10 protein-coding genes are annotated in these 13,486 nt (G+C 73.6%); 5 read left to right on the top strand and 5 right to left on the bottom strand.

Annotated elements, in window-relative coordinates; genetic code table 11:
* The 5 genes from LLG88_08955 to LLG88_08975 form a co-directional block, all read right to left on the bottom strand.
* Positions 1-998 (bottom strand): phosphate ABC transporter, permease protein PstA (locus LLG88_08955; GenBank protein MCE5247028.1); only part of this gene is annotated, 998 nt, incomplete at its 3' end.
* A gap of 8 nt (positions 999-1,006) precedes the next feature.
* Entirely contained in the window at positions 1,007-3,328 is a 2,322-nt protein-coding gene (locus LLG88_08960; protein MCE5247029.1) for an ABC transporter permease subunit, read from the bottom strand.
* 73 nt (positions 3,329-3,401) lie between these two features.
* Complete coding sequence (locus LLG88_08965; GenBank protein ID MCE5247030.1) at positions 3,402-4,370, bottom strand: PstS family phosphate ABC transporter substrate-binding protein; 969 nt, start codon at positions 4,368-4,370, stop codon at positions 3,402-3,404.
* A 190-nt stretch (positions 4,371-4,560) separates the two neighbouring features.
* Positions 4,561-5,733, bottom strand: coding sequence for a carbohydrate porin (locus LLG88_08970; protein ID MCE5247031.1), 1,173 nt, complete (start codon positions 5,731-5,733; stop codon positions 4,561-4,563).
* Positions 5,734-5,876: 143 nt separating this feature from the next.
* Positions 5,877-6,563: a response regulator gene (locus LLG88_08975; GenBank protein MCE5247032.1), complete on the bottom strand. Its 687-nt coding sequence runs from the start codon at positions 6,561-6,563 to the stop codon at positions 5,877-5,879.
* Positions 6,564-6,731: 168 nt separating this feature from the next.
* Here LLG88_08975 and gatB point away from each other — a divergent pair, with 168 nt between their 5' ends.
* From gatB to LLG88_09000, 5 genes are all read left to right on the top strand, one after another.
* Positions 6,732-8,168 (top strand): Asp-tRNA(Asn)/Glu-tRNA(Gln) amidotransferase subunit GatB, encoded by a 1,437-nt coding sequence (gene gatB, locus LLG88_08980; protein ID MCE5247033.1) that lies wholly within the window; start codon positions 6,732-6,734, stop codon positions 8,166-8,168.
* Positions 8,165-8,839: a cell division ATP-binding protein FtsE gene (gene ftsE, locus LLG88_08985; GenBank protein MCE5247034.1), complete on the top strand. Its 675-nt coding sequence runs from the start codon at positions 8,165-8,167 to the stop codon at positions 8,837-8,839. The genes gatB and ftsE overlap by 4 nt, the downstream gene beginning before the upstream one ends.
* Positions 8,836-9,738: a permease-like cell division protein FtsX gene (locus LLG88_08990; protein MCE5247035.1), complete on the top strand. Its 903-nt coding sequence runs from the start codon at positions 8,836-8,838 to the stop codon at positions 9,736-9,738. Before ftsE ends, LLG88_08990 begins: the two co-directional genes overlap by 4 nt.
* Positions 9,739-10,141: 403 nt before the next feature.
* Entirely contained in the window at positions 10,142-11,104 is a 963-nt protein-coding gene (locus LLG88_08995) for a carboxypeptidase-like regulatory domain-containing protein (protein ID MCE5247036.1), read from the top strand.
* Positions 11,105-11,597: 493 nt separating this feature from the next.
* Positions 11,598-13,486, top strand: a 1,889-nt coding sequence (locus LLG88_09000) for a hypothetical protein (protein ID MCE5247037.1), incomplete at its 3' end; no start/stop codon positions are given.

Consider the following 13,486-nt stretch of genomic DNA (forward strand, 5'->3'; position numbering starts at 1 on the left):
GCGCGGACCAGCGGCCCCTGCTTGGCGTACTCGCGCAGGTAGACCGCGGCGAGCGCGCCGAGCGGGCTGACGACGAAGGTCATCAGGAAGACCATCATCACCGTGCCGAACAGCGCGGGGAAGACGCCGCCCTCGGTGTTCGACTCGCGCGGCTCCCCGGCCACGAACTCCCGGAGCCGCGAGCCGTAGAGCCGCAGCTTGCCGCCGAACGTGAGAACGTTGGGCCGGACGAGACGGACGACGTTCGCGACCGGCATCTCCTTCGTCGCGCCCCCCTCCGCCTCGAGGACCAGCGTCTCCTTGTTCAGCTCGACCCGCTGCGCGGCGAGCCGCTCGGCCAGCCGGTCGTACTCGCCCTTGCGCGCGGCGACCTGCGCGTCGATTTCCCGCAGCCGGCGATCCCGCTCCGCGGGGGCGAGGCGCGCCAGGGCGGGGGCGCGCCGGGAGAGGTTCAGCCGCTCGATCTCGGCGTTGATCGCGCCGACCGGCCCGCGCTCGAGCGAGCGCAGTTCGGCCGCGGCGCGCTTCTTCTCCCGCCAAAGGGCGGGGAAGGCGGCGAGGACCGCGTTCTGCCCTTCGGCGATCGTCTCGTCGCCGCGCCGCAGCGCGGAGAGGCGCCCGTAGAACGGCCCCCACTCGCTCCGTTCGAGCAGCACGGCGTCCGCGGGCCGCGTGCGGGAGACGATCTGGTCCTCGTCGATCCAGACGAAGTCGGCGCCGTCGAAGTCGCGGTCGCCGCGCTTGATCTGGACGCGGAAGCGCGTCTTCTCGCCGGGAATCGCCTCGCGCGCCACCGCCTCGCCGAGCGTGGCCGTGCCGTCCTTGAGCGCGAACCGCTCCACCGGACGCGGCCAGAAGTAGCCCAGCCCCTCTTCGGCGAGCAGGCCGAGCAGCCCCGCGACCAGCAGCAGGCAGAGGCCGAGCGCGCCGGCGGAGAGGGCCGTGAGGTCGCGCCCCAGGCGGTCGCGGCGGCGCGCCGCCCGACGTTCCTTGTCCATCGTTCCGCTCATAGGTTCGAGAAGCGGTTGCGCAGCCGCTGGCGCACCAACTCGGCGGCGGTGTTGACCGCGAAGGTGAGGGCGAAGAGGAGCAGCCCGGCGAGGAAGAGCGTGCGGTAGAGCGTGCCGCCGAGCGGCGCCTCGGGGACTTCCACCGCGATGTTGGCGGAGAGGGTGCGGAAGCCGTTGAACGGCGAGAGCGACATGATCGGCGTGTTCCCGGTCGCCATCAGCACGATCATCGTCTCCCCGACCGCGCGGCCGAAGCCGATCATGATCGCGGAGAAGATGCCGGGGCTGGCCGAGGGGAGGACGACCTTCGTCACCGTCTGCCAGCGGCTGGCGCCGAGGGCGAGCGATCCGGCGACGAGCCCCTTCGGCACGTTGGAGAACGCCTCCTCGGCGACGGAGAAGATGATCGGGATCACCGCGAACCCCATCGCGAGGCCGACGACGACGGCGTTCCGCTGGTCGTACGTCGCGCCGAAGGTCGAGAGCAGCCAGCCGGGGAAGCGGCCGCCGAAGAAGAGCCGCTCGACCGCGGGGCCGAGCTCGACCGAGCACCAGACCCCCGCGGCGAGGAAGAAGACGGCGACGAGCGCCTCGGTTCCCGAGGGAAGCCGGCGCCGCGCCTCCGCGGGCAGCCGATCGTAGAGCCGCCCCGCGGCGACGGCGGCGAGCGGCACGAAGAGGAACATCAGCAGCGCGCCGGAGAAGCCCGACTCGAGCCGCGGCGCGAGCCAGAGCCCGGCGAGGAAGCCGAGGACGACGCTCGGCAGCGCGGCCATGATCTCCACCACCGGCTTGACGTACTTCTTGATCCTGTGGTGCATGAACTGCGAGGCGTACATCGCGCCGAGGACGCCGATCGGGACGGCGAGGATCAGCGAGTAGAACGTTCCCTTGAGCGTGCCGAAGAGGAGCGGCGTCAGGCTGAGCTTCGGCTCGAAGTCGTCGGCGCCGGAGGAGGACTGCCAGACGTAGTCCGGCTTGTCGTATCCCTCGTACCAGACCTTGCCGAAGAGCGCCTTGAAGCCGACCTCGGGATGCGGGTTGTCCACGGCGTAGTCGGCGGCGCGTCCGCCGCCGGCGACGAAGAGGCCGTCCGACTTCGGCGCGAAGGCGAGCGACCGCGGCGCGGGGATCGCGGCCTGGCCGGTCCAGAGCGTCCGCTCCGAGGTCGAGTGGAACAGCCCCAGACCGCCCGCGGCGTCGAGGGCGAAGAAGCCGTGCTGCCGCGGCGAAGCGGCGATCGCGCGCACCGCGGCGCGCCGCTTGGGGAAGCGGTGGATTTCGACGAGGCGCGGGGCGCCGTCGTCGCCGCGCGCCGTCTGCCAGACCGTGAGCGCGCCGTCCGCCTGCCCGACGACGATTGCGCGGTCGCCGAGGAGCGGCGCGAGCGCGGTGATCGGCGCTTCCGAGACGCGCGCCTCGAGCGGCCGCGCGGCCGCGGCGATCGGCGCGTTCGAGACGCGCGACTCGATCGGCGGCGCGGCCGCGGTTTCCGGCGCGGCCGTCTGGGCGGGGCCCGACGCGTCGGCGGGGGTCGCCGTGAAGTCGCCGAGCGCGTAGCAGCGGAGCGTGCCGTCGTCGCCGCCGACGAAGAGGCGCTTGCCGTCCCCCGCGAGCGCGAGGGCGGCGACGCGCCCCGGCGCGCCGAGGTCGAGCCGCGCTTCCGCGGCCGACGATTCGCCGGTGATTTCGTTCTTCTCGACCGCCCGGCGCAGAACGACCAGATGGCCGTCCGCAAGCATCGCGGCCGCCGTCGCGCCGCCGTCGTCGGCCAGCGCGCCGGCGACGAGCGCGGCGGGGCGGCGGCTCGGATCGATTTCAAGCAACGCTTCGGCGGCGATCGCGGGGGCCGACGCTCCCTGCGGCGCCGTTCGCCAAACGAGGCGCGCGAGGAACGCGCGGCCGTCGCTCGTGGCGGCGACGAAGCCGGGGCCGCCGGAGAGGCTCGTCGTCGCGACGAGCGCCGCGCCGGCGTTCTTCGCCGCGGTCGGCGCGATCTCGCGCGACGGGCCGCCCGCCCAGTCGAACGCGCGCAGCGTGCCGTCGGCGGCGAGGAAGGCCGCCGCGTCGCGCTTCTCGTCGGCGACGAGCGGACCGTCGCCCAGCGCCGCGTCGGCGCGCGAAACGTCGGGCACGACGCGGGCGCCGCGGACCAGCGGCGCCGTTTCGACGAGGATGAAGACCAAGATCCCCATGACGCCGGCGATGATCGCCAGTCCGCCCGCGGCGACCGCGGCCCGGCCGAAGCGGTCGGCGAGCCGCCGGCGCCGCGAGGTGGCGGCGGGCTGCGTGGTCGGGGCTTGATCGGAGTGGCTCATCGCGAGGCCTTGAAAAAGAGGCGGGCGGGACCGCGGGCCGCGCGGCCCGCCCGCGCCGTGTGGAGGAGGAGGACTAGTTGAGCTTGGCCAGTTCTTCGGCGGCCATCGTCGCGGGGAGCGGCAGGTAGCCGTCCTTGACGACGACCCCTTGGCCGGCCTTGGAGAGGACGAAGGTCATGAACTCCTTGACCAGCGGGTCGAGCCCCTTGCCGGGGGCCTTGTTGACGTAGACGTAGAGCTTGCGGGCCAGCGGGTACTTGCCGCTGTAGACGTTCGCCGGCTCGTCGGTCACCGCCGCCTCGCCGTCCTTTCGGGCGAGCGGGACGGCGCGGACGCCGGAGGTCTTGTAGCCGATGCCGCTGTAGCCGATGCCGAAGCGGTCGGCGGTCACGCCCTGCACGACGGCCGCGGAGCCGGGCTGCTCCTTCACCGTGTCCTTGTAGTCCCCCTTGCAGAGCGCGTGCTCCTTGAAGTAGCCGTAGGTGCCGGAGGCGGAGTTGCGGCCGTAGAGGCTGATCGGCTTGTCGGCCCACGCGCCGGTCAGGCCGAGCTCGCTCCAGCGGGCGATCTCCTTCGGCGCGCCGCAGGCGCGGCCCTTGGAGAAGACCGCGTCCACCTGGGCCATCGTGAGCTGCGTGATCGGGTTGTCCTTGTTGACGTAGACGGCCAGGCCGTCGATCGCCACGGCGATCTTGGTCGGCTTGTAGCCGAACTTCTTTTCGAACTCGTCGATCTCGCCCGCCTTCATCTCGCGGCTCATCGGGCCGAGCTGCGCGGCGCCGGCGATCAGCGCCGGCGGGGCGGTCGAGGAGCCTTTCCCCTCGATCTGCGGCTTGACGTTCGGGTAGAGCTTGACGAACTCTTCCGCCCACATCGTCATCACGTTGTTGAGCGTGTCGGAACCGACGGAGCTGATCGAGCCGGAGACGCCGGCGACCTTCTTGTAGGCGGGGATCTTCGGATCCACCTTGACCGCCTGGGCGAAGGCCGGAACGGCCAGGCCCAGGGCGGCGGCGGCGACGACCGCGTGACGGAAGCTCATCTGCGTTCACCCTCCATGCGGACGGCGTCCTTCGTGGATCGGTCCGCACCGTGAGGGTCCGCCCGCGCTGCGACGGCGGTTGGTCACGCCTGCGACGAACGTGTGACGACCGCGTCCGGGGCGGCCGCGGACAAAAGAAGGGCGGGCGGCCCGCCGCGCGGACCGCCCGCCCGAAGCCCCTGCCGGGGGGTCAGAAGTTGAAGAGGGTGTAGACGCCGATCTCGCTGTACTTGACCTGCGACGCGGGGTTGTAGGAGTTGGCGGTGTAGTTGCCGGCGTTGTAGGCGACGTAGTCGGTCGTCGTGCCGAGCGTCGAGGAGTTGTCCACCTTCCCGCCCTTGTAGACGATCGCGCCGCTGATCGTCTTCGAGAACTTCCGCTGGACGCCGATGTTGTAGTAGACGTCCTTGACGTCGGGGAAGAGGTCCTTGTGCGGCTTCACCGAATCGACCCGGCCGAAGATCATGTACTCGGGGGTGAACTCGTAGCGCGCCCAGGCGGCGTAGCCGTCGGTCTTGTCCTCGAGCACCGTCGTCACGTTGTTCCAGTTCTTCGCGCTGAACCACTGGCCGCAGATCCCGAACTTGCTGGTGGAGTAGCTGGCCAGCAGATTGATGCGCGTGGCGGTGTTGAGCGCCGGCGAGGATCCGGTCGTCGTCTGCGGCTCGGTGTCGAGGCCGCGCTTGCCGCTGTACCCGCCGATCGCGACGTTGAACCCCTTGACCGGCGTGAAGCCGAGGCGGCCTTCGAAGTCCACCCGCTTGCTGCGGGTCGTGTCCGAGAAGCCGCGGCCGTTGGTCGCCGAGAGCGCGTAGTTGACGACGCCGCCCGCCGCCTTGCCGAGGAAGTGGAAGCCCCAGTCGGCCGAGTAGCCGATGCCGGCGCGGTCGTTCGACGGAACCTCGACGTAGCGGAGGTTCCACATGTTCTCTTCTTCGTAGCCGATCCAGGGGAGCGTCGCCGCGCCGAGGCGGAAGACCGCGGCGTCGTTGACCTTGTACTGGACGTAGGCGTTCTTCACGAAGACGTCGTACCGCTTGTTGTCGCCGCCGCTGCAGCCCACGCCGGCGCCGGTGCACTTGACGATGTTCCCCTTGTCGCCGATGTCGAGCGTGATCGCGGCCGACCAGTTGCCGTCGAAGGTGTCGGTGGCGCCGAGATAGAACCGCTTGACGTCTACCCCGGTTCCGCTGTCGGTGGTCTTGATGCCGGTGGCGTCGTCCTTGACCGACTTGTAGGTCGCGTCGGCGAAGACGCGGCCCCAGATGACGACTCCGGGCTTCGTTTCCTGCGCCGTCGCCTGGCCCGCCAACGCGGCGCCGCAGGCCAGCGCGGCCACGAGGAACTTGGTGTACGTGCGCATCGCTTTCTCCATCTCGAAAGGGGGTGCGGCCGTCGAGGGCTGTCCCTCCGGCGTCGCAGCACCACGCGGCAATCTAAGCTAATACGGGTGACGCCGCGGTTACGCCCGTATGAAGTGTGGGTGAATGGGGAGAAGAACGGGATTCAGGCGCGGAAACGATAGCCGATTCCGACGAGCGTCTCGATGCGCGCCGCTTCCGGACCCAATTTCCGGCGCAGCCGCCGGACGTGCGTGTCCACCGTGCGGCTGTCCACTCCCTCCGAGTAGCCCCAAACCTCGGTGAGCAGGGTGTCCCGCGTCTGGACGCGGTCCGCGCGGGCCATCAGGAAATGGAGCAGCCGAAACTCCGTGGCGGTCAGCGGGACTTCTTCCCCGCCGATCTCCAGCCGGAAGGCGTCGGGCACGAGGCGGATCGTGCCCGCGACGAGGATCGGGGCGGAGGCCTCGTCGCTCGGCTGCCCGCGGCGGAGCACGGCGCGGACCCGGAGCACGACCTCGCGCGGATTGAACGGCTTGGGGATGTAGTCGTCGGCGCCGAGTTCGAGCCCGACGATCCGGTCGGTCTCGTCGCCGCGCGCGGTGAGCATGATCACCGGAACGGCGGCCGTCTTTTGGTCGCGCTTGAGGAGCCGGCAGAGTTCGAGACCGTCGAGCCCCGGGAGCATCAGGTCGAGGAGAAGAAGGTCCGGCGGGCGTCTGCGGATCGCCGTCAGCGCGGTGTCTCCGCGGCCGTGGACCTCGACGTCGAACCCTTCGCGCTGCAGGTTGTAGCGCAGCACGTCGGCGATGTCGGCGTCGTCCTCGACCAGCGCGATCCGTCGCTCTTCCATTGCGCGCCCTCCGCGCTCCGCGGCGAACGATAGCAAATCCGCGGACGCAAGTCTGCCGCACTGCGCGCGTCGGCGCGCCCCCCGCGGCGCGTTGTCACTGGATCGTCACGTTTCCGGGCCCCGCGGGCCGCCGTGCTATCCTCGGCTTCTTCGTGGAGGCGAGCGGGGGTGGGTCGGCTGCGGGCGGTGATCGGTCTCGAGGTTCACGCCCAACTCCGGACGCGGACGAAGCTCTTCTGCGCCTGTCCGAACGAGCACGGCGGCGAGCCGAACAGCCGCGTCTGCCCGGTCTGCCTCGGCCTTCCCGGCGCGCTTCCGGTCCCGAACCGCGAGGCGGTCCGCCTCGCCGCGCGTTTCGCCCTCGCCGTCGGCGCGGACCTGCGCCGCCGCTCGACGTGGGCTCGCAAAAACTACTTCTACCCCGACCTTCCGAAGGGATACCAGATCAGCCAGTTCGAGCGTCCGCTGGCGCTCGGCGGCGCCGTGCGGGTCGAGCCGGCCGGCGGGCCGGTCGAACACTGGCCGTTGCGCCGGCTGCACGTCGAAGAGGACGCGGGGAAGTCGGTCCACGAGGGGCTCGGCGACGATGTCACCGGCATCGACCTCAACCGCTGCGGCGCCCCTTTGGTCGAGATCGTGAGCGAGGCGCGCGAGGCCGATCCGGAGACGGCGCAGCGGTTCCTCGAACGGCTGCGCGCGGCGCTGCGCGCGACCGGCGTCTCGGCGGCCGACATGGAGAACGGCACGCTCCGCTGCGACGTCAACGTCTCGGTCCACGAGGAGGACGCACCGTGGGGGACGCGGGTCGAGGTGAAGAACCTCAACTCGTTCCGCGCGGTGCGGCGGGCGCTGGCGCACGAGTTCGAGCGGCAGTCGGCGCTGCTCGCGGCGGGCGGGACGGTCGCGCAGGAGACGCGCCTCTGGGACGAGGCGCGCGGCGCGACGCGGCCGATGCGCTCGAAGGAAGAGGACCGCGACTATCGCTACTTCCCCGAGCCCGACCTGCCGGAGCTGGCGATCGACGACGCGCTCTTCGCCGAGGCGGCGGAGGCGATGCCCGAGCCGCCCGACGCGCGGCGGGATCGCTACGCGGCGGAGTTCGGGCTGACCGCGGCCGACGCGGAGCGGCTGGCGCTCGAACCGCCGCTCGCCGACTACTTCGAGCGGGCCGCGGCGGCGTCGGGGCGCCCGCGCGCGGCGGCGAACTGGACGCTGACCGAACTGCTCGGCCGGCTCAACGCCGAGAGGCGCGGCGCCGACGCGTGCCCGCTGCCGCCCGAGCGCCTGGGGGCGATCGTCAGGATGGCGGCCGACGGGACGCTGACCGGACCGGCGGCGAAGGAGGTCTTCGACGCCGCGTGGGACGGCGCCGATCCCGCGGAGGTCGTCGCGGCGCGCGGCCTCGCGGCGCTCGTCGATCCGGCGGCGCTCGAGGCGGCCGCGGCGGCCGCGCTGGCCGCGCACCCGGCGGAGGCGGAGCGCTGCCGCGCCGGGAAGAGCGCGCTCGTCGGCTTCTTCGTCGGCGAAGTGGTGAAGGGACTGCGCGGCGCCTCGCCGCGCGCGGCGCGCGAGGTTCTGGAGCGCCTCTTGGACGGAAGCCGATGATCGTTTTCGACCACGTGACCAAGCGGTACGACGGGCGGCCGGCGGCGTTGTTCGACGTCTCGTTCCGCGTGCGGCCGGGCGAGTTCGTCACCGTGACCGGACCCTCCGGCGCGGGGAAGACGACGCTGCTGCAGATGATGTATCGCGAGATCGTGCCGACGACCGGGACGGTCTCGTTCGAGGGACGCGACCTCGCGCATATCTCGTGGCGGGACATCCCGCACGTGCGGCGGAAGATCGGCGTCGTCTTCCAGGACTTCCGCCTCCTGCCGCGGCGGACGGTCGCCGAGAACATCGGGCTCGTGCTGCGCGCGCTCGGCTGGTCGAACGAGCGGCGGCGCGACCGGACGCGCCGCGTGTTGGAGTGGGTCGGGCTGCAGCGGCGCGCCGACGCCTTCCCGCTCGAGCTCTCCGGCGGCGAGCAGCAGCGGGTGGCGATCGCCCGCGCCCTCGCGCCGGAGCCGCGGCTTCTCCTGGCCGACGAGCCGACCGGCAACCTCGACCTCACCCTCTCGCTGGAGATCCTCGGATTCCTGCGCGAGATCCACGCCCGGGGGACGACGGTGATCCTGGCCACGCACGACGTCGCGCTGATCGAGAAGGCGGGGGTGCGCTCGCTGCACCTCTCCGGCGGCCGCCTCTGGGAAGGCGCCGCGGGGAGGCCGCGATGAGCCGCGTCTGGCGTGGGATCGTCGAGGCGGTGCGCAACGCCTTCGTCGACGTGCTGCGGCGGCCGCTCTTCGCGCTGCTCGCGGTGCTGACGATGGCCGTGGCGGTGACCGTCCTCGCGGGGTTCACGCTTCTCGCCCGCGGGGCGAAGGAGTTCTACGGTCGGCTGGTCGCCGACTCGCCGGTCGAGGTCTATCTCCGCCCGACCGCGGCGCCGGACGACGTCGCCTCGCTCGAGGCGCTGTTGAAGCGCGATCCGACGGTGGAGCGGGTCGAGCGGATCTCGCCCGACCAGGCGCTCGCCGAGTTCGTGAAGCTCTATCCCGACCTGGGCGATGTGCGGCAGTTGCTCGGCGACAACCCGCTGCCGGCCTCGCTGCGCGCGACGGTGCGCAAGGCCGATCCGGCGGCGGTGGCCTCGCTCGTCCGCGCGGCGCGGGCCCATCCGGCGGCGATCTCGGTGCGCTACGACCGGGAATGGATCGAGGGGCTCTCGCGCGTCGGCGAGGGGCTGCGCCTCTTCGCGCTTATCGGCTCGGCGGCGCTGATGTTCGCGGCGCTCGTCACGGTCGGCGCGGTGGTGCGGCTGGCGCTCGACGACAAGCTGGACGAAGTGAAGCTGCTGCGCCTCGTCGGGGCGCCGGCGTCGTTCGTCCTCGCGCCGGTCTTCCTGTCGGGCGGCATTCTCGGCGGGGCCGGGGCGGCGGTCGCGCTCGGCGCGGTCGGCGTCGCGCGCAGCACGGCGGTCGGCTGGGCGGGGGCGACGCCGTTCGGCGTCTTCCTGCGCGCCGCGCTCGGCAGCGAGCTGCCGCTCGGCCCCGGCGCCGCCCTGCTGGCGTTCGGCTTCGCGGCCGGCGCGATCTCGGCCGGGATCGCCGCGGGCCGCGCCGCTCTGCGCTGAGCCGCGGGACGCGCGCTGCGCCGAACCGCGGGGGCCGCGCGGGCGAACAGGCCGCCGGCGCCGACGGGGCGACGCCGTGCGTCTTGATTCGGGCGGCCGACGTCGAGGCGGGCGGGGCGCTCCAGCGAAACGACCATCTCCTCGACTGCGCCGCGCATCCCTTCGGCCCCGATCGAGGGACGGCGGCGTTATGCTGCGCCGAACGCAGGGGCGTGCCGTCGCCGGGGAGGGGGGAACGATGCGTTTGAAGTCGCTTGGTCGATGGGTTGTCGTCGGCGTCGCGCTGGCGTGCGCTTTTGGAACGGTGTTCGCGGAAGCGCCTGCCGCCGACGGTCGGGGAAAGATCGAGGTTCGCGGTCGGGCGCTCGTCGATGGTCGGCCGACGTCGGCCACCGTTGGATGGATGCGCGAGGATCTCCGCTTCATCGTCGACGTCAAGACGGACGACGGAGGGAACTTCGTCGTGCGGTTGCCGCAGGCGGGCCGCTACTCGGCGGTGGTCCTGGCGACGGGGGGAGGCGGATTCGAGCGACAGATCGACGTGCCGGAGAAGGGACTCTCCGCGCTCGAGCTTGCCGCGCCGACCGGCGCGGTCGTCGGCGTCGTGGTCGGTCCCGGCGGCGCGCCGCTCGCGGACGTCTACGTGGCGGCGAAGAGGGCCGACCGCCGCCGGAGCGGCGGCGGGGCGTTTTCCGGACCCGACGGGCGTTTCCGTATCTGCGCCGTGGAGCCTGGCGCCTATCGCTTGGTCGCTTCGAAGGAGGGTCTCGCGTCGGTCGTCGTGCCGCCGATCGAGGTCGGCGCGACGGACGCGACCGCGCCGCCGATCGCGCTCGACGAAGGGAGGACGCTCGCCCTTCGCTTCGTCGATCCCTCGGGCGCCGCCGTCGAGCCGGTCCACGTCGGCGTCTGCAGCGAAGAAGGCGACGACCTCCACCAGAGCGCGACGCGGCGCGCCGACGGCGCGTGGGTCCTTCGCGCGAAGAGCGACGTGCGGCTTCGCGTCTGCGAGCAGAAGGCGGGGGGCGCGGTTCTCGCCGTGCGGCTCGAGGGGGGCGCGACGAGGACGATCGCGCTGCCGGCGCCCGGCGCGATCCGCATCCGCTTCGTCGCCCGCGACGGCAAGGACGCCATCGTTGGCGCCGACGGCGCCGGCGACCCTGTCTTCACGGCCTTCCCCTCGGCCTGCGGGATGGCGGGCAACCGCAAGCTGGGCGGCCCGGTCGCTTCGGGCGGCGAGAGGCTCGTTCAGCCGCTCGCTCCGGGCCGGTACTTGGTCCGGGCGGTCCGAACCGAGGTCCTCGCCTCCCGCGAAGTGGTGGTGCGCTCGGGGGAGACGACGACGGTCGAGCTGCGCGCCGACTGAGACGCGGCGGCGCTTGCCGGATGCCGCGGGGCGCGGTTCCAGCCGACGTGGCTTTGTCGCCGAAGAGTCGAAGAGCATGAGTCCGGTCGCCGGTTCGTCGGCCGGGCCTCGGCGCGGCGCGTCGACCTGCGCACGGTGAAGCCGAGATTGTTGCACGGGGGACGGCCTGCGGACTCAGTAGGCGTTTGCGTCTCGAAGCCGCGCGCGAAAGGACCGGAATCGCCTTCCCGCGGCGTCCGGCGGGGGCCGAGGGCTCTCCGCGCGGAGGGCCCCGGCCGCCGCAACAGTCTCGGCTTCACTGTGGGGAAGGCCCTCGCCCCGTCGGTCGCTCGTCCCCGGCCCGGAGCGCCGGACCAGAGCCGATCCCCCGTTCGGGTTGACCCATCCTCCGCGGAGGGGACGCGTCTTTGGAAAATCGGCGCAAGTAGGGCGAACGTACTTGACAAGTAAGGCGAAAAAATGAGCTAATGGGCGCGTCGAAAAGGGGGAGCCCATGGCCACCGGCGCGATCCCGTCGTCCGACCTGCCCGCCGCGTCCGCGGCGGCGGTCCCGTCCTTTCCGTGCGCGGCGTCCGCCGCGCGCGACGACGGCGGCGGCCCCCGCCCCGCGGCCGGCCGTGCCGCGGCGGTACCACCGCGCTCGAAGGACGCCGCTTCGGACGGCGCGCCCTTTGCCGCCCCCGCGGATCCCGCGGTCCCGGGGGCCATCCTGGAGCCCCGCCCGTCGGACCCGCCGTGGCTGTTCCGGCTGCCGGGGCGGCGTCCGCCGACGGAGCGGGAGGTTCGGCTCCACGAGGCGCACGCGGTCCGGCGCCGCCGGGCCGACGACGTCGGCGTCGCCTGCTGGTCGGACATCGACCGCCTCGCGGCCGAAACGGCGCGGCTCCTCGCCCGCCTCGACCGGCCGCTGGCCCGCGCCGCGGCGCGGGTCCGGGCGGGGCGGCTCTGGGAGGAACGCGGGCGAAGGAACGCCGCCGACTACGCCCGCGAGGACCTCGGCCGCTCGGCGCGCTGGCTGCGGGACCTCGCCGCGGTCGGCGCCGCGGCGGAGCGGATGCCCGCGCTCGGCGCCGCGCTCGCCGGCGACGACGGCGCGCCCCCGCTCGGCCTCTTCGCCGCGCGGCAGGTCGCGCGCGTCGCCGACGAGGCCACGCTCGCGGCCTGGATCGCCGCCGCGCGCCGCCTCTCGACCCGCGCGCTGCGCGACGCCGAGGCCGCCGCGCTCGCCGCGCGGGGCGAGGACGGCGCGGTCCCGCTCCCGCCCGTCGCGGGGCCGGACGACGGCGCGGCGCGGCGCGGCGCGCGGGACGAGGCCGCGGCCTGGGACGACGGCCCCGACGGCGGCGACGACGCGGCGCGCGTCGGCTTCCGCCTCGACGTCCCGCGGGCGGCCCGCGCGGCGTTCGCCGTCGGCGTCGAGCTCCACCGCCGCGTCGAGGGGCGCGACGTCCCGGCGACGGCGTTCGTCGAGGCGCTCTGCGCGGAGAGCGAAGGACGCGCCGGCGCGGCCGACCCCGCCGAGCGCGGCGCGGCCCTCTGCGGCGCGTGGTGGCGCGCGCCGCGCCTCCGCTTCCTCCTCCCCACCGCGGAGGATGAGCGCCGCCTCGAGCGCCGGGCGCGGCACCGCAGGCTCGGCTCGCCCGACGCGCCGCCGACGACCGACGAGGCCGAGGAGGCGCGGTACGCGGCGCGGATCGCCGCGGCGCGCGCGGAGCTGGCCGAGGAGGCGGCGTTCCTCGGGCGCGCCGGCCGCGACGACGCCCGCGCCGCCGCGGACCTCGCCCGGCTCGCGCGCCTCGAGGACGGGCTGCGGCGCGCCCTCGCCGAGTTCCTCGCCGCGCTCAACGAGCGCCGCCGCTGGCGCGCCCACGGCTACGCGGACCTCGGCCACTACGCCGAGGCCCGTCTCGGGCTGTCGCGCCCGACCGCCTTCCGCCTCGTCCTCGCCGCGCGCGCGGCGGAGTGGTCCCCGGCCCTCGCCGAGGCCGACGACCGCGGGGCGCTCCGCTTCTCCAAGCTCGTGCTCTTGGCGGGGATGTTCCTGCGGCGCTTCCCCCCGGAGCCGGCGCAGGAGGAGTGGGTCGCCGCGGCGGAGGGGAAGACCTGCAAGCGGCTGCGCGACGAGCTCGGCGACGTCGCGATGCGCCGCGCCCCGGCGTCCGCCCCGCCGCCGGACGGCGCGTGGCGCGCGCGGCGCCGCGTCGTCGCCGGCGGCGTCCAGGGCGAGATCGTCGGCCTGGCCCGCGAGGCGCTCGAGGAGGACGCGCGCTGGACGACGCTCCGCCTGCGCCTGCCGCGCGAGCTCGCCCGCCGCTTCGCCGCGGCGATCGACCGCGACGCCGCGCTCTTCGGCGTGGCGGCGTTCGGCCCGCCCGCGGGCGA

The organism is bacterium, assembly GCA_021372775.1.
In the GTDB taxonomy this organism is placed as follows: Bacteria; Acidobacteriota; Polarisedimenticolia; order J045; family J045; genus JAJFTU01.